Annotated in this window: 16 protein-coding genes; all 16 read left to right on the plus strand. The window is 32.5% G+C overall.

Annotated features, from left to right (window positions below):
• Nucleotides 1–73: 73 nt before the first annotated feature.
• The 16 genes from K7G79_RS05885 (at nucleotide 74) to K7G79_RS05960 (ending at nucleotide 18,277) form a co-directional block, all read left to right on the plus strand.
• Nucleotides 74–943, plus strand: coding sequence for a M23 family metallopeptidase (locus K7G79_RS05885; RefSeq protein ID WP_223550084.1), 870 nt, complete (start codon nucleotides 74–76; stop codon nucleotides 941–943).
• A complete protein-coding gene (locus tag K7G79_RS05890; protein WP_223550086.1) occupies nucleotides 944–2,446 on the plus strand; it encodes a GH3 auxin-responsive promoter family protein in 1,503 nt (500 codons plus the stop codon).
• 28 nt (nucleotides 2,447–2,474) lie between these two features.
• Nucleotides 2,475–4,172 (plus strand): hypothetical protein, encoded by a 1,698-nt coding sequence (locus K7G79_RS05895; protein WP_223550087.1) that lies wholly within the window; start codon nucleotides 2,475–2,477, stop codon nucleotides 4,170–4,172.
• Nucleotides 4,173–4,174: 2 nt separating this feature from the next.
• Nucleotides 4,175–5,269 (plus strand): hypothetical protein, encoded by a 1,095-nt coding sequence (locus tag K7G79_RS05900; RefSeq protein ID WP_223550089.1) that lies wholly within the window; start codon nucleotides 4,175–4,177, stop codon nucleotides 5,267–5,269.
• 31 nt (nucleotides 5,270–5,300) lie between these two features.
• Nucleotides 5,301–6,347 (plus strand): dTDP-glucose 4,6-dehydratase, encoded by a 1,047-nt coding sequence (rfbB, locus tag K7G79_RS05905; protein WP_223550091.1) that lies wholly within the window; start codon nucleotides 5,301–5,303, stop codon nucleotides 6,345–6,347.
• Between the two features lie 120 nt (nucleotides 6,348–6,467).
• Complete coding sequence (locus K7G79_RS05910; protein ID WP_223550092.1) at nucleotides 6,468–6,821, plus strand: four helix bundle protein; 354 nt, start codon at nucleotides 6,468–6,470, stop codon at nucleotides 6,819–6,821.
• A gap of 120 nt (nucleotides 6,822–6,941) precedes the next feature.
• The gene (rfbA, locus tag K7G79_RS05915) at nucleotides 6,942–7,811 is read left to right on the plus strand and encodes a glucose-1-phosphate thymidylyltransferase RfbA (protein WP_223550094.1); all 870 of its coding nucleotides are present in this window, start codon (nucleotides 6,942–6,944) and stop codon (nucleotides 7,809–7,811) included.
• Nucleotides 7,801–8,358 carry a dTDP-4-dehydrorhamnose 3,5-epimerase gene (gene rfbC / locus K7G79_RS05920; protein ID WP_223550096.1) on the plus strand — a complete coding sequence of 186 codons (558 nt, stop codon included), beginning with the start codon at nucleotides 7,801–7,803 and terminating at the stop codon, nucleotides 8,356–8,358. The genes rfbA and rfbC overlap by 11 nt, the downstream gene beginning before the upstream one ends.
• Before the next feature lie 158 nt (nucleotides 8,359–8,516).
• Entirely contained in the window at nucleotides 8,517–9,308 is a 792-nt protein-coding gene (gene rfbD / locus K7G79_RS05925) for a dTDP-4-dehydrorhamnose reductase (protein WP_223550098.1), read from the plus strand.
• 41 nt (nucleotides 9,309–9,349) lie between these two features.
• Entirely contained in the window at nucleotides 9,350–10,618 is a 1,269-nt protein-coding gene (locus tag K7G79_RS05930) for a nucleotide sugar dehydrogenase (RefSeq protein WP_223550100.1), read from the plus strand.
• A 221-nt stretch (nucleotides 10,619–10,839) separates the two neighbouring features.
• On the plus strand, nucleotides 10,840–11,976 hold the full coding sequence (gene wecB / locus K7G79_RS05935) for a non-hydrolyzing UDP-N-acetylglucosamine 2-epimerase (protein ID WP_223550102.1): 1,137 nt from the start codon (nucleotides 10,840–10,842) through the stop codon (nucleotides 11,974–11,976).
• Nucleotides 11,969–13,180, plus strand: coding sequence for a UDP-N-acetyl-D-mannosamine dehydrogenase (gene wecC, locus K7G79_RS05940; protein WP_223550104.1), 1,212 nt, complete (start codon nucleotides 11,969–11,971; stop codon nucleotides 13,178–13,180). The genes wecB and wecC overlap by 8 nt, the downstream gene beginning before the upstream one ends.
• Nucleotides 13,181–13,712: 532 nt before the next feature.
• Nucleotides 13,713–14,468 carry an O-antigen ligase family protein gene (locus K7G79_RS14770; RefSeq protein WP_223550248.1) on the plus strand — a complete coding sequence of 252 codons (756 nt, stop codon included), beginning with the start codon at nucleotides 13,713–13,715 and terminating at the stop codon, nucleotides 14,466–14,468.
• A gap of 191 nt (nucleotides 14,469–14,659) precedes the next feature.
• Nucleotides 14,660–15,700, plus strand: coding sequence for a hypothetical protein (locus tag K7G79_RS05950; RefSeq protein WP_223550106.1), 1,041 nt, complete (start codon nucleotides 14,660–14,662; stop codon nucleotides 15,698–15,700).
• Nucleotides 15,701–15,762: 62 nt separating this feature from the next.
• A complete protein-coding gene (locus tag K7G79_RS05955; protein WP_223550108.1) occupies nucleotides 15,763–17,073 on the plus strand; it encodes an O-antigen ligase family protein in 1,311 nt (436 codons plus the stop codon).
• Nucleotides 17,063–18,277 (plus strand): lipopolysaccharide biosynthesis protein, encoded by a 1,215-nt coding sequence (locus tag K7G79_RS05960; protein ID WP_223550110.1) that lies wholly within the window; start codon nucleotides 17,063–17,065, stop codon nucleotides 18,275–18,277. The genes K7G79_RS05955 and K7G79_RS05960 overlap by 11 nt, the downstream gene beginning before the upstream one ends.
• The last annotated feature ends 26 nt before the right edge of the window (nucleotides 18,278–18,303 follow it).

The raw sequence follows: 18,303 nt of genomic DNA on the forward strand, positions 1-18,303 counted from the left end.
TGGCGTTTATAGCATAACTTTAGCATTGCTTAAAACAAGTTGTGGAATAATTTTATTTAATTTTGTTTTCAATATGGCTAAGAAAAAAAGAGAGGGCAAAAGACTCAGAAAAAAACTGCTCGACAAATACCGTTTGGTTATCCTAAATGAAGACACTTTCGAAGAACGGTTAACTTTTAAGTTAACTCGGTTAAATGTATTTGTTTTTGTGTCTGTAGGCGCTTTGGTTTTGGTGCTTTTAACCTATTTTTTAATAGCCTATACTTCCTTAAGGGAATATATTCCGGGATATTCATCTACCGCATTAAAAAGACAAGCTACAGAATTGAGTTTTAAGACAGATTCACTACAACGGGTTATCACATTAAATGAGCGTTATTACAATTCCATTAAAAATGTTTTAAAAGGTGATATAAGTGCCGAAGATTTAAGAAAGGACTCTATAATTCAGGCAGTAAAACTGGAAGCCAGTGAGGTAGATTTAAAGCCCATTCCAGAAGATTCACTGTTAAGGGAAAAAGTCGATAAAGAAGACAAATACAATTTGTTTGAATCGGCAACTACAACAACTAGTTTTGTTCTATTTCCTCCTGTAAATGGTACGGTGAGCGAGCCATATAATTTAAAAGAAAAACATTATGCCATTGATATTGTAGTGGCTAAGGACACCCCTGTAAAGGCTGTAGCAGATGGCACGGTAATATTTGCTGAATGGACTGTAGCTACTGGCTATGTTGTTATTATTGAACACAATCACGGATTGATATCGGTTTATAAACATAACACAGCGATTATAAAATCGCAGGGAGACTTGGTAAAGGTTGGAGAAGTTATTGCAACAGCAGGAGATGCTGGAGAATTATCTACAGGCCCACACTTGCATTTCGAACTTTGGAATAATGGATATCCCATTAATCCTTCAAATTTTATAGATTTCGAATAAATGATGTCATTGAGATCCTTATTGGCCAAACAATTTGCCAAGAAAATATATAAAAAAACACAGAAATGGGTAAAAAACCCAGTAAAAACACAAGATAGTGTGTTTCAGAATCTAATAAGTAAAGCCGTTGCTACCCAGTTTGGGAAAGACCACGATTTTATAAGTATTAATTCGCATGAGGATTTTATAAAGCGTGTTCCAGTTCGTGACTATGAAGCGCTTAAACCTTATGTAGACTTGGTTGTTCAAGGTAAAGAAGACGTGCTTTGGCCAGAAAAACCCATTTATTTTGCTAAGACATCAGGAACCACTTCAGGGGCAAAATACATTCCTATTACCAAAGAAAGTATGCCCAGCCATGTTGAAGCGGCTAGAAATGCCATTTTACTTTACATACACGAAACAGGCAAGAACCAGTTTGTTAATGGTAAAATGATTTTTTTGCAGGGTAGCCCTATTCTAAATGAACAAAACGGCATTCAATTAGGAAGGCTTTCAGGTATTGTCGCACATTATGTGCCAAAATATCTTCAAAAAAACAGGTTACCATCATGGGAAACCAATTGTATTGAGGATTGGGAAACCAAGGTAGAAGCCATTGTAGAAGAAACATTACCAGAAAACATGACGGTAATTTCAGGAATACCCTCTTGGGTACAGATGTATTTTGAAAAATTGCAACAAAAGACAGGACAGAAGGTTGGTAACATTTTTAAAAACTTCAATCTTTTCATTTTTGGAGGTGTGAATTACGAACCCTATCGCGCTAAATTTGAAAACCTTATTGGCAGAAAAGTAGATAGTATTGAACTGTATCCTGCCAGCGAAGGGTTTTTTGCCTTTCAGGATAGACAGGATGAAAAAGGGATGTTGCTTCAGCTCAACTCAGGGATTTTTTATGAGTTCATCAAGGCAGATGAATTTTTCACCAAAAACCCCAAACGCATCACCATAAAAGATGTTGAAATAGGGGTTAATTATGTGATGATTATATCAACTAATGCTGGGCTTTGGGCCTATAATATTGGAGATACGGTAGAGTTTACATCAGTCAACCCCTATCGTGTTATCGTTTCTGGACGAATCAAGCATTTTATCTCTGCTTTTGGCGAACATGTTATAGGAAAGGAAGTAGAACAGGCCATGAAAGAAGCTATTAAAAACACAGATATCCGTATTTCGGAGTTTACGGTAGCCCCAGAAATAAATCCAAAATCTGGATTACCTTATCATGAATGGTTTATCGAGTTTGAAAATGAACCAAAAGATATTTCAGCTTTAGCAAAAAGCATTGATAAATCACTTCAAACCCAAAACTCCTATTATTTCGATTTAATTCAAGGAAAGGTATTACAGCCATTAAAAATAACCAAAGTGGTGAAAAACGGATTTCAAAATTACATGAAATCCATTGGCAAATTGGGGGGACAGAATAAAATTCCAAGACTATCTAACGACAGAAAAATTGTAGATACTGTTAAAGAACTGAATTTAGTTAAATAAAGTATCTTTGTCCTACTTAAGTAGCCTAATGAGCAGTAAAAAGTCACACGAAAGAACCAGGGCACAAGAGAGTTCCAATGCCATTGAGCGTATGTATGTTACTATGCGCCATTTGTTCAATAGGGGGTTTTATAAACCTATGGGCATTTCGGGTGAAACCTTGCGGGAATCGTTGTTGGTACTAAAGCCAGAGATTTATGGTTCGATAGGTGAGGAAAAGGCAGAACTCAATGGATTGCTGTACGTCATGGACAGGTTACCCATAGGTATAGAAGAGTGTACTTTTATTAACCTTACCAGCGACGAGGGTTATACCAATTCGCATTTTAAGCCTATAATTCCAGAAAAAAGGCGACGCAATTGCTATAGGATTGATGCCGAGCAGATGAATATTGAGATTACTCGCGGAAGATCGGATATCTATGATATTTTAACACATCTCACTTTTCTTTTTATTGAGTCGCATAAAATAAGTAAGCGAGTAGTGATAAATGATGATGGTACTACCACCCGAGACTGGAAAAAACTGGAAAAAGCAGTCTTATCTAAACAGAAACTCACTCAAGAAGAACGGGAAATTGCCATTACCCATACAGCTTATATTTTAGGTAGAACCTTTAAGGAGTTAACCGAAATTTATAAAGCGTTTGCCACACCTGAACAACCAGAGCGTTTGCTTCATATTGTATATTGGTTAGGAAAACTGGCTATAGAAGAGCAAGTAAACCTTAATAAAAGAACCATAACCTTTAGTCCTGTACTGAGAGAGCGGATAGGACACCATATTCACGGCGAAATTTGGGCCAATAACATTAAGGAGGTTTTGTATAAAAATAACTTGTTGGATAGGGAAATCCATATTATTAGTGCCAATATGCATAGTGTTATGAATACACTATATGCGCCCCAAGCTTTAAAAACACTGGTCGCTAAAAAAGATATTTTTGAAGTGTATGAGTTACTAAGTAATAAAGACAGTAATGATCTGCGTTTAAAAGTGACTAAAGAAGCGCTTCAAAAGGGAATGTTCTACATTAAAGATTCATCAGGCACAAGTATAGATGTTCAAATTTTTGATACTACTGCATTAGAGGCTTCCAGTATTAATCTAAATATTGATAAATCTGTTATTAATAACAAAAAACCACTTATATTGGTAATGGATTATGCTTTTGGTGAACAAGCTTATGAAACCATAGAAGAGTTATTAAAACCTTATAAAATTAAGAGCGATAAATTACATTTGAATGTCGCATCTATTTCCATTATGGGAAAGGCGGGTATTTTAGAAGGCGCAAAGGGAGACATTATGATACCTTCAGCGCATATATTTGAAGGCACGGCAGATAATTATCCGTTTAAAAATGAGTTAAGTAAAGAAGATATAGAAAGTCAAGGTATTAATGTTTGTGAAGGTACGATGATAACGGTTTTAGGAACGTCTTTACAAAATAAAGACATCTTAAAGTTTTTTTACAATTCAACATGGAATGTCATTGGATTGGAAATGGAGGGAGCCCATTATCAAAAAGCTATACAAGCAGCCTCGAAAATTAGAGGTAATATTAATGAAAATGTAAAAGTAAGGTATGCCTATTACGCCAGTGATAATCCGCTGGAAACCGGAAGCACTTTGGCTTCTGGTGGACTGGGAACCTCTGGTGTTAAGCCTACCTATTTAATAACTAGGAAGATATTAGAACAAATATTTAATAATAAAGAATAATTATGAGTAAAGATTTGCCGCAACCTCAGCAATCTGAGGAAGTTGATTTAGGACAGCTGTTTAAGCTAATAGGCAATGCCTTTGAGCGTTTTTTTAAGTTTATAGGAAACATTTTAAATAAACTGTTTTTGGCTTTTGTTTGGTTTGTATTTTTTGTAAAAAAGCATTTTATAAAGCTGGTAATTGCAGGTGTAATAGGTGTTGCTATAGGATTTGTTTTAGAAAAAACAGGAGAACCAGTTTATAAATCACATGTTGTGGTAAAACAAAATTACCCTAATGTAGGGGAAAATTTGTATAATACACTTCAATACTATAATGATTTAGTTCGTCAAAATGATACAACAACATTATCCAGGGTTTTGGGAATAAATAAGGGATATTTCAAGATAGATGCATCTTCTATATTGGGATTTGAAATGGAATCTATTATCACAGAGAACCAAAAAATTAAAAATTTTGACAGGTATCGAAAGGATTTAGATTCTACATTGGCTACAACCATTCAATATAAAGATTATCTTAAAAATGAAAAGGATTACAACCACCAAATGCAACAAATAACTATTTGGGCAAGAGATAGAAGTAATTTAAAAGGTGTATTTGAAAGGATTGTTGAAGGGGTTAAAGAGAATGCATATTTTAAAGATGAAAGGGATAAGGACACCTTAGAATTAGCAAGCGAAATAAAAGATTTAAAAGAAGCACTAACAAAATCTGAAAATTTACAAGAAACTTATAAAGAGATTTTAGAAAAAGGGGTTGAGCAAAATACTGAAAAAAGCGGCCAGGTAAATTTAACGTTTGAAGGAAATTCTGAAAAGGATAAAACCAGAGAGTATGATTTGTTCATGAATGATATTATCCTTAGAAATAAACTAGTACAAAAACAAAGAGAAAAAGCAGATAAAGAAGAGATTATTGAAATAATTTCTAGTAAACAGGATAGTGGTTCTATAGACAATTCGAAAGAATTGCTAGGTTTGGATTTGGGATTAAAGAAATACTATGCCATTCTTATAATGGCTTTTATGTTTTTAGGGCTTCTAGGGCTTGAATTTGTTAGATTTCTAGAACGATTTAAAGACAAGATTTAAATTTCTAAAAACGTTGTTAAACTAAAAAAAGATGAAAAATATTTTAATAACAGGAGGTGCAGGGTTTATAGGCTCCCATGTTGTTAGATTATTTGTAAACAACTACCCAAATTACCATATTTTTAATTTGGACGCTTTAACTTATGCTGGTAATCTTGAGAATTTAGAAGACATAAAGCACAAAGAAAATTATACTTTTATTAAGGGTAATATAGTTGACAGTACATTTATAAACAGCCTTTTTACGGAATACCAATTTGATGCTGTAATCCATTTGGCCGCCGAATCACATGTTGATCGTTCAATTAATGAGCCCTTGGCATTTGTTAAAACCAATGTTTTGGGGACTATCAATCTATTGGAAGCTTTCAAAGGCACATGGGAACTCGATTTTTCAGATAAGCGTTTTTACCATATCAGTACAGATGAAGTTTATGGGACATTAGGAGCCACAGGTTTGTTTAATGAAACAACGGCCTACGACCCTAATTCCCCCTATTCGGCTTCAAAGGCAAGTTCCGATCATTTTGTAAGGGCTTATGGTGAAACCTATGGTATGCCTTATGTGATATCAAATTGCTCCAATAATTATGGTCCGAACCAGTTTCCAGAAAAATTGATTCCTTTGTTCATAAATAATATCATCCACAGTAAACCACTCCCAGTATATGGTGATGGAAACTATACTAGGGATTGGTTGTACGTTATAGACCATGCAAATGCCATAGACTTGGTTTTTCATAAGGGGAAGAATAAAGAAACCTACAACATTGGCGGATTTAACGAATGGAAAAACATCGATTTGGTTTGGCTATTGTGCAAGAAAATGGATTTAAAGTTGGAACGGTATAATGGGACATCCAAACAACTCATAACTTTTGTAAAGGATCGATTAGGCCATGATTTACGTTATGCTATTGATGCATCAAAAATTAAGAATGAATTAGGGTGGCAGCCGTCGGTAACTTTTGAAGAAGGTTTGGAGTTAACGATTGATTGGTATTTACAAAACAAAGAATGGCTAAACCATGTTACTAGCGGAGAATATCAAGACTATTATGAAAAACAGTATACTTAGTGTTGAAGTGTAAAAGGTATAAGGTTATAAAGTGAAGAAGTGAAGAGGTATGCATATAATGTTTTAACTTCATAACCATATAACCATATAACCATATAAACGTATAAAAACATCAATGGTTTGAAAAAGACACAATCACATAGAGACTTAAAGGTTTGGCAGGAGGCTATGAATTTGGTTGTTATAATTTATGAGCTGACAGAAAAGTTTCCTTCAAATGAAGCTTTTGGACTAACATCACAATTACGTAGAGCGGCTGTGTCTATTCCGTCTAATATTGCAGAAGGAGCAGGAAGAAGAGGAGGAAAAGAATTTGCGAGATTTTTATATATTGCTTTAGGTTCTCTTTCAGAAGTGGAAACTCAAATTGAAATTGCAGTAAGATTACAATATTTAAAGGATATAGAAGAAATAAATAAAACGGTATATTTTATTAGAAGCATGCTGTCTAACTTAATAAAAAGCCTAAAGTGATTATGATGTACAATTTAATAATTTGTCAACTTATCGAAGAATCTATAACCCAATACCATGTCACAGCATAACAATATAACCATATAACAATATAACCGTATCACTTTATAACTTAAATCCATGAAAGGTATCATATTAGCAGGAGGTTCAGGAACGCGATTGCACCCACTTACCAAAGTGATGAGTAAGCAATTGATGCCTGTTTATGATAAGCCAATGATATATTATCCCTTAACTACATTAATGTCTGCAGGGATTCGTGAGGTTTTAATTATTTCAACCTCTAAGGACACACCTCGATTTAAGGAACTTTTAGGGGATGGAAGGGATTATGGATGTCGATTCGAATATGCTGTTCAGGAAGAACCTAACGGTTTGGCAGAAGCCTTTATTATTGGAGAATCATTCATTGGTGAGGATAGTGTTGCTTTAATTTTAGGAGATAACATATTTTATGGCTCAGGGCTTCAAAAAACTTTGCAAGAAAACGTAAACCCTAAAGGAGGGGTTATTTTTGCATATCATGTGCAAGACCCAAAACGCTATGGAGTTGTAGAATTCGATAAAGGAGGTAAAGCGATATCCATTGAAGAAAAACCAAATCGACCTAAATCCAATTTTGCCGTACCGGGCATTTATTTTTATGATAATCAAGTGGTAGATATCGCTAAACAGATTCAGCCAAGCAAAAGAGGTGAGCTGGAAATTACTGATGTGAATAAAGCGTATTTAACCAAAGGGCAGCTTAATGTGCAAATCTTAGATAAAGGAACGGCTTGGTTGGATACCGGAACCTTTGCCTCATTGATGCAAGCAAGTCAGTTTGTCGAAGTCATAGAGGAACGCCAAGGCTTAAAAATTGGCTGTATAGAAGAAATGGCTTTTAAAATGGGGTATATCTCTAAAAAACAATTATTGGAGTTAGCAAAACCATTATTAAAAAGTGGTTACGGGGAATACCTGCAACAAGTAGCGACTTATGGTGATTGAGGAAACACATTTAAAAGGGTGTTTTGTGATAACGCCCCAAATATTTAAGGATGATCGGGGGTATTTTTTTGAGAGCTTTAATAAAGAGGCTTTTGAAAAGGCGACTGGTCTATCGGTTAACTTTGTTCAGGATAACGAATCCAAATCTTCCAAAGGCGTTTTAAGGGGATTACATTTACAAACAGGAGGTTTTTCACAGGCTAAGTTAATACGCGTTACAAAAGGGAAGGTGTTAGATGTGTGTGTGGATTTAAGACAAGATTCCCAAACGTTCGGTAAATACTTTTCCATTGTCTTAGATGATGTTAAAAAACAGCAATTATTCATTCCAAAGGGCTTTGCCCATGGATTTTTGGTGTTAGAAGATGATACGGTTTTTACTTATAAATGTGACAATTTCTATAAAAAAGAATTTGAAGCAGGAATTATTTATAATGATACTACGTTAAACATAGATTGGGATTTTCCTGAAAACGAATTGATTATTTCTGAAAAGGATTTGCAGCTCCCAACGTTTGAAGCTTTTTGTCATTCAGAACAAACATAGCAAAACGGGGAATTTATTATAAAGTGATAAGGTTTGGAGGTTAAGAAGTTAAGAGGTGATAAGGTTGTAAAGTGATAAGATTAAGAGGTTACAAAGTAGAAACAGTATAACTATTTAACCATATAACCTTGTAAACATATAACAAAAGTATCTGTCAATTGAAAAAAGAGAAGACAACTATTTTAGTTACAGGTTCAGAGGGGCAGTTGGGAAAAACGATTCAAGAACTTTATGCCTCAAACGATAGCGATATTGATTTTACCTTTGTTTCAAAAGAAGATTTAGATATTACAAAACCAGAATCGATCAAAGCATATTTCAATAAACATAACTTTGACAATTGTATCAATTGTGCGGCCTATACTAATGTAGAACAAGCGGAAAAAACACCAGACATAGCTTTTAAGGTTAATGCTGAAGGGGTTAAAAACTTGGCTTTGGTGTGCGAAAACCATGAGGTAACACTCATTCATATTTCAACCGACTATGTGTTTGACGGAGAGAAAAGTGAGCCTTATACCATTGAAGATAAGCCAAACCCGATTAACGAATATGGCAAATCCAAGTTATTGGGAGAACAATATATTCAACAGTATGTCACTAAATATTATATTATAAGAGCGTCTTGGCTGTATAGTAAAACTTATGGTAAAAACTTCTATAAGTTTGTAATTGAAAGTGCGAATGAAGGAAAAGACCTTTCCATTACAACAGAACAAATTGGCTGCCCTACTAATACTGAAAATTTGGCTAATTATGTCGTTGACGAAATCATAAAATCCCAACCAGAATATGGTATAAAACATTTTAGTCATTGTAATTCGATGACGTGGTACGATTTTGCTAAAACTATTTTGGAAGAAAATGGCTTAATCAAAAAAGTTGATTTAAAACCTGTAGACAGGTTCAAAACTTTAGCAAGACGACCAAAATATAGTGTGTTGGGTTAAATACATGCCACTAAACCTTTAATTTTATTATTTTAGACCCCATGAACATCAAAGCACAAAAAATTGCAGTTATTGGTCTTGGATATGTGGGGTTACCATTGGCCGTTGAGTTTTCCAAAAAAGGATTTCAGGTGGTTGGTTTTGATATTGATGAAGATCGCGTTTCAGACCTAAAGCAAGGTATTGATAATACCAAAGAAGTTACTTTAGAAGATTTTTTTGAAGCAAAGAGCATAGAATTTACATCAAATGAAACCTTAATTTCAGGTGCTGATATTTATTTAATAACGGTTCCCACGCCCATCGATGCATTTAAAAGGCCGGATTTAACTTATCTTGTTCAGGCCAGTCAATTGGTAGGGAAACAGCTGTCTAAAGGCAATATTGTTATTTATGAATCTACCGTGTATCCAGGTTGTACAGAGGAAGTTTGTGTGCCTGAACTAGAAAAAAGCAGCGGATTAAAATTTAATACCGATTTCTTTTGTGGCTATTCGCCAGAGCGCATTAATCCCGGAGACCCTATTAGAAAGGTACATAACATAGTAAAGATTACTTCAGGGAGTACGCCAGAAACGGAGGCAATTGTAGATGCTTTATATAATGCCATAGTAACCGTTGGAACGCATAAAGCATCTTCTATTAAAGTAGCTGAAGCAGGTAAGATTATTGAAAACATTCAAAGAGATTTAAATATTTCCTTAATGAATGAGTTGGCTTTAATATTTGATAAATTGGGAATAGATACTTTGGAGGTTTTGGAAGCGGCAGGGACCAAATGGAATTTTTTACCGTTTCGACCAGGGTTGGTAGGAGGCCATTGTATAGGTGTCGATCCTTATTACTTGACCCATAAAGCTGAAAGTTTGGGTTACTACCCCGATGTTATTCTCTCAGGAAGACGTGTTAACGATAATATGGGGATTCATGTAGCCAATAAGGTCATTAAGTTGTTGGTAGAAAAAGGCCATATTATAAAAGGCGCTAAGATCTTGGTGCTGGGCATTACCTTTAAAGAAAACTGTCCCGATATAAGAAACTCTAGGGTTATTGACGTGATACGGGAATTGGAAGGCTTTGGTGCTTCGATAGATGTTTACGATCCACATGCTTTACCAGACGAGGTGAATAAAGCTTACGATATTACTTTAACCCATGAGCTGAACTATAATTATGAAGCTGTAGTCTTTGCTGTAGGACATAATGAGTTTAAATCTATTGACTGCACAAAGTTCAAAACTAATAAAGACTGTGTGATTTATGATGTGAAAAGTGTGTTGCCAAAGGACGTCATTACGGCTAGGCTTTAAACGGAAATTCATTTCTAAATTCATTCTTTTGAAAACAAAAGATTCCAAAAATGGAGTTGAGATTAGTTATAACTGAAGACGATGGTTCTTGCGAAACGGCTACTGCATCGGAAGCTCTGGTAAAAGATTTTAAAAACATGTAAAAGTACATGATTTAGGGATTCAAATATCTTACTTTTGCGGAGCAAATAAACTAGGCGATAGTTAGTAAATTTTGAATAGTGAAAAAAAAGAACCTCATTGTTTTTGGTACGCGCCCTGAAGCTATCAAAATGGCTCCTTTAGTAAAAGAATTTGAAAAGTATTCAAATGAATTTGAAACCAAGGTATGTATCACGGCACAACATAGAGAGATGTTGGATCAAGTGTTGTCTTTTTTCGAAATCACCCCAGATTACGATTTGGATTTAATGAAACCAAATCAAAATCTGTATGGACTAACAGCAGATATAATTACTGATTTAAAATCGGTTTTAGAGGAATTTAAGCCTGATTATGTGTATGTTCATGGGGATACCACTACGACGATGGCGACCAGCCTAGCTGCTTTTTACTCAGGAGCTAAAATTTGTCATGTCGAGGCAGGCTTGCGTACCTTTAACATGCAATCACCATTTCCAGAAGAAATGAACCGATCAGTTACTGGAGTGATGACTAATTATCATTTTTCACCTACCGAAACGTCTAAACAAAATTTACTTAGAGAGAATAAAAAGGAAGATTCAATTGCTATTACAGGAAATACAGTTATTGATGCCTTGTTATTTAGTGTAAACAAGATGAAAACAGGCTATATAGATACCGAAATAGAAACCTTAAAAACGACAGTAAATTCTAATAAAAAAATAATACTAGTTACTGGACATCGCCGAGAAAACCATGGGCAAGGTTTTATTAATATTTGTGAAGCCTTAAGGAATATTGCATTGCAACACCCTAATTGTGATATTATATATCCAGTACATTTAAATCCAAATGTCCAAAAACCAGTATACGAGTTATTGTCCGATGTTTCAAATATAAAATTGATTGCGCCATTATCCTACCCGGCTTTTGTGTGGTTGATGGAGAAATCTTATTTAATAATTACCGATAGTGGAGGAGTTCAGGAAGAGGCGCCTAGTTTAGGAAAACCGGTCTTGGTGATGCGTGATACCACCGAGCGTCCTGAAGCTGTTGAAGCAGGTACTGTGTTGTTGGTGGGTACAGAAACCGATAAAATAATTGAAGAAACGAATCGTTTATTAGAAGATATTGTGGCATACCAATCGATGAGTCAATTGCATAATCCTTATGGGGATGGTAAAGCTTGTGAACGAATTGTAAATTATATAAAACAATTAAACCCTAATGAATAAACCAGAAGTTGTAATGATGGGATTAGGCTATATCGGCTTACCAACAGCCGCTTTAATAGCTCAAAACAAAACCTATGTACATGGTGTAGATATCAATCAGAAAGTAGTTGATACGATTAATGATGGAAACATTCATGTTGTAGAACCCGAATTAGATACAGCAGTTGCCAGTGCTGTAAAAGAGGGGTACCTGACAGCATCAACTAACCCTGTTGAGGCTAATACGTATTTAATCGTTGTGCCTACTCCGTTTAAAGCTAAGAACGAACCAGATATTTCTTTTGTGGAAGCGGCTACCAAAGCGGTATTACCGTTGCTTAAGGAAGATGATTTGTACATCATAGAGTCCACATCACCCGTTGGAACCACAGAAAAAATGATGCAGTTGATTTATAGTGAACGGCCTGAATTGGAGAGTAAGCTAAATATTGCTTATTGTCCAGAACGAGTGCTGCCAGGTAATGTTATGTACGAGTTGGTACATAACGACCGTGTGATAGGAGGGATAAACGAACAATCTACTGATAAAGCTGAGGCATTTTACAACAAGTTTATAAGTGGGAATTTACACAAAACCAATGCGCGAACCGCTGAGATGTGTAAGTTGGTTGAGAATTCATCAAGAGATGTGCAGATTGCTTTTGCCAATGAATTATCTTTAATCTGTGATAAAGCCGATATTAACGTTTGGGAACTTATCGAGCTAGCAAACAAGCATCCTAGAGTCAATATTTTACAACCCGGATGCGGTGTTGGGGGGCATTGTATAGCTGTAGACCCTTATTTTATAGTGTCTGACTACCCAATGGAATCTAAAATAATTGGAACTGCTCGGGAGATTAATAATTATAAATCCTTTTGGTGTGCTGAGAAAGTGCAAATTGCTAAGTTGGAGTTTGAACTTAGGCATGGAAGGAAACCAAGTATAGCTCTGATGGGATTGGCATTTAAACCCAATATTGATGACCTTAGGGAGTCGCCAGCTAAATATATTGCTCAAAAGGTTTTGCAAAATGCCAATAATGAAGAGTATTATGTTGTGGAGCCTAATATTAAGGAACACAAAGTGTTTAAGTTAACTAGTTACAAAGAAGCCTTAGAAAAAGCTGATATTATTGTGTTTCTAGTCGCACATGATGAGTTTAAAAATTTACCATTGAATTTAAACAATAAAATAGTACTTGATTTTTGTGGAGTGGTTTAGACTTTTTTCAAATGACAGAGTAAATTATACAATACTTGTAATATTCTCTCTTTTCTCCATCTTACCAAATGCCGTTGGAAGTATAGTCCTAATTATATTTGTTTTAAATGCTATTAGGAATATAGGACGCCTAAAGTTAAATGATATAAATTTAATTTTATTTCTGACTGGATACTATTTATGGGTTTTAATGTCTTTTTTTTGGTCAGAAAACACTGATTATTTTCTTTTACAAATTCAACCTAACATCATATTGCTAATTTTTCCAATTTGTTTATTATGTGTTATAACAAAGGATAGCAATATTAACATAAAGAACTTTATGCACAGTTATATTTGCGGTGTAATTATCTATGTGTTTATTTGGATTTATAAAATCTTCAAGGCTATAGTTGTTTATGAAGGTTACACTAATTCCTTGTTATTTACTAACTTAAATATTTTTCAAAAATTTTGGTTTCTTAGAAGTTATGAAACGAATTGGTATGCAAAATCATATTTTGGGTTAAAATTGCTAAAGGAAGATAGTATTATGTTCCATGGTGTCTATAGTTCCATAATTTTATTAATAGCAATCCTATTTTTGATTTATCTGGTTGAAAAAAGCACTAAGAATATTTACAGGTTTTTGTACGTAATCATTCTTCTTGTATTTAGCTTTATAGTGTTTTTTTTACTTAATAGTAAGATTGGAAAAATTATTTTTGTAGTAAACCTATTCGTCCTTTTAATTTATTATATAAAAAAAAAATCCAAATATGGTGGTAAACTATTTTTTCCAATAATTATACTATTTTGTTTTTCTACGTATTTTTTTGGACGAAATATGGTACATTCCATAATTAAATATAGTGACAATAAATATAGAACTGATCAATTGATTAATGATGTTATAGAGAGCGGTGAGTTTATTGATAAAGTTAGATTATATGACGAAACAAGATTTTCGATTTATAGTTACTTTTTAAATAATTACTTAAAAACTCCCTATTTTGGTTTGGGTCTTGGTGACACAAAATTCCAAATTAATGGAATCACATATAACACTCATAATCAATTTCTCCATTATTTAGTTGTGGGCGGTCCCTTAGGTCTTTTATTTTTTATTGTTTACATAATTTTTATTTTTAGGAATTTAAAAAACGAGCATATAATTTGGTCATTAACGTTGATTACCTTACTCCTTGTTTCATTGTCTGAAAATTACATCAATAGATATCAAGGAGCTCAAATGATGGCTTTTTTACAAATATTTTTCCTTTACAAGATTAGAAAGAACTATGGTTAGATAATTAGAAGTTTTATGAAATATAACATAAAGTTTTGCTAACCTTGTTTGTAGCTAAAAAGAATGACTTTTTGCGAATGCAAAACATAAATTTTTCTTAAAATGACTATGATACCTGATTCAAATAATATAGGCATTTTAAAAAATGTGTTTGACAAATTTTAATTGGCCTTCTGAAGAATTAATCGTATATGAGTAAAAGAATACTTTATATAGACCCTATCTCACCATATGGTCATGATAACTTAAATAAGCGTTACATTAGTAAGTTCATAGAAAAAGGGTATATAGTTGATGTTATACTCAGTAAAAGGTTGAAAGAAAAGCTTGAAAAAGAAATCGACGTTAATTTTTTATGGATCATACCTGATATCTTTGTTAATGCAAAATCCAAATACTTATTTCATTTTTACCAATTGCTGATATGTTTTAGAATAATATACTTAAATAAATTAAAATATTACGATCATGTTTTTTTTAGCAGTTTCGATGAATTGGTTCTTGGGTTATTCAAAGTTAAAAGTTCTTTTTTTCTGCTAAACCACTCTAACTTTTCTAAGACCACTAATTTTTTAAAAATGTTCTTTTTAAAAAAATTAGAGAAGAAACATACATTTATCGTTTTAAGTGAAAATATAAGACAGGCATTTTACTTGTCAGGTTTTAAAAATGTTAAAGTAGATTCGATAGGTTTATATAAAAAGCATTCTTTAGAGATTAGCACAAATAATTTGCTTTTAGCAGGTAGGCTAATAAACTTTAAAAACTATAAAAGGGTAATTTTTATTCCAACAGGGGCAAAGCTTGGCGATAATTTTATTACCAGCCTAATAAAGTCAAAAAAATTTCAAGATATATTAATCGAGAATAATGTTTTAATTATTGTAAAAGGTTCTAGTTTTACATCCTGCGCTAATATTGTAAATTTGAATTATCAGTTAAACGATACAGAGTATAGAACCATTTTTATGTTAAGTGATTTAATTGTCCTTCATTATCCCAAGGAATTCAAATATAGAGTTAGCGGTCTTTTATTTGAATGTTTTTCTAATAATAAAGCTTGTCTGCTCACCCGTATTGATTCATTTTTAGATTTTGGGACCTTCTTTAATTATAACCCATATTATTCTAATGAAAATGAACTAGTTAAAAAATTAACAAGCAATTATAAGGAGTATAAATATCCATATAATAATATAAATAAATTAGATGTAAAATTGGACTGGATTTAAAGTGTTTTATTCTTTAAACCATCAACACCGCTAGACAAAAAATTTGAAATAATATCATATAAATGATTAAAACTGAAAACAAATATCTACATAAGTTATTGCTTATTTTTTTGGCTTTTTTGGGCTGCCAAAGATTTGTGCTACCAAGTTTTTATAGTTTCGTGTGTATAATTCCGTTTGTTTTTTTCTTATTAAAGAATCATAATTTAAACTATTTAATAATATCACTTTTTTTATGCGTAGATAATGGCGCAGGCGTTTATAGTTCTTCTTTGGGTATTTTAAGATATGGTATAATTTTTATTTCTTTATTTTTTTTAATTAAAAATGCTAACTTTTCTAAGGAAAGAATAAATATCTATTTGCTAATTGTAACCTTCTTCTTGTTTATTACGTTATTATCGTTTTTAAGAAGCATTCCTTTCAATGTTAACCAGTTAATAAGAGATTTAGAAATATTGTTATTCTTTGGTTTGGCGTTTTGTACCAGCATTAGCACCAATAAAACATATATTAAAATTCATGAATTATCTTTTTTCTTTATATGGTTTGCATTTTTCGAGATTATTAATATTATCAGATATAGCAATTGGCCGTATCTGCATTATTTATCATATGACTCCTCTAAATCCTTAATTGCAATTCCCATAATTTACTTGTTTTTTAAACAGAGGTATTTGAAATTAATACCCATTTTTGTTCCAATATTTGTTGTTCTGATTTTTTATGGCTCAAGAATCATTATTTTGTCGTTAATTATACTATTGCTTTTGTACGGTTTGATTAGATTTGTTTTAAAACATAAAAGGAATTTCTTTAAAGCATTTTTTGTTTTTTCTCTTTTTGTTTTTTTAATTAACTATACACGTACTAATTTTAAACACATATTTGATTCAAATAGAATATTACATTCAATCGACAACTTGTTTACTCATACTAGTTTAAGCAAACTTCTTATATCCTTAGATAAAGTAAGATTTTATGAGTATAAACTCTTTTTTGAAAGAGATATCTTTACAATACTTTTTGGCAGCGGTTTGGGAACAGGTATTGAAGATAAGAAAAATTATTTCTCTTTTGTAAAAACAAATCAATATGCTTTTCATGACTTTGAATTACAGTCAAAGCTTTTTTTTAATTTTCATGATTTTTTTACTGATATTGGTTTGCGATTTGGCTTAGTAGCGGTACTTATGCTATTTATTATAGTCATTCGTTATTTTTACTCATCAAACCCTGAAAAGGAATTATTTTCATTCTTAGCATTATTCCTGCTTATAAATTGTTTTTATTCATTAAAAGGGATTTACATTATCGTTATTTTTTTATTAATCTGGAAAAGCACACAAAAAAGTAGAACAGTTGATATTTAAAAATAAAAATTTCACCCAATTAGTCCTTTTGGTTAACAATAGCGCATTAGCATCTTTAGCTTCTTATGCACTAACAATTTTTTTAGCAAATCACCTTGGTTCAGAAAGATTTGGCAAATATTCATATGTACTGGTTTTGGTTGGTTTACAAGGAATTTTAATTAATTATGCCACCGATAGTATTGCTGGAGCTATATTAGCAAAAGGCGAGAGGAAACAAACCGTTTTTAATCTAATTTACACGGTACGAATATTTTTTTTTATTTTAACCACCTCTTTAATAATAATTTCTACATTTGATTGGTTAACAAAGGTAGGTGTTGTCCTTTTAAGTATACTCAATTTTAATTTGGCTTTTCTCTTTGAACTAAGAAAAAAAAATAAGACATATTCTTTTATTTATTTAATGGAGAGGCTGACGTATGTTTTGATTATTTTCTCGCTTCTAATTTGGTCTGAAACAAAGCTTTTAACAATATTTATAATATTCTTTTTAGTAACAGCTTTGAGCATTTTATATCAATTTAAGTTAAATAAGTACTATCTCTTTAATTATGAACTTCCAAAAAGAAATGATTTTATTGGGCTTTTAAAAAGTAATTCCTTTTTGATTGGGATTTCTTTATCAGCATTTGCATATGGCGGTTTTAGTAAGTTTTTTATTGAGAATAATATTGGTATGGATGCATTAGGTATTTTTTCTGCAGGAATGCAATTTGTGGTTATTATTACTTTAATTACAGCCCAAATCCATAGAGTTTACAGATTGCCCATTTATAAGGCAATACTAAATAGAAATACTACAGCTTTTATGCACTTTGCTAAACAAGCTTTCTTTTTTTCAGTATCACCCGCATTAATACTATTAATAACATTCATTTTTTTCAGTGAATTTATAATTGGAGTGTTGTTTTCAGAACAGTTTAAGGCTTTAAATGACTTAATGCCTGTCTTAGGGGTTTATTTTATTTTGGCTAGTGTTGATTCAATTTTTGAATTATTTTGGATTGGATTTAAAAAGCTCAAAGAGTACTTTTTAATTAACTTTTGTAATAGTTGCATATTACTAATTACATTTTTTTATATGTCCTCGTTAAAAATTGAGGATTTTGTTATAGTTATAATAATATTTAAATCCTTTACCATTATTTATTCCTTGATTAGAATTAATTTTTTAAAGAAAATGTGGTTTATTAACAAATAAATCATAATTCATAAGTTGAAATTTTT

It is taken from the genome of Aestuariivivens sp. NBU2969 (assembly GCF_019931125.1).
GTDB classification, from domain to species: Bacteria; Bacteroidota; Bacteroidia; order Flavobacteriales; family Flavobacteriaceae; genus Aestuariivivens; species Aestuariivivens marinum.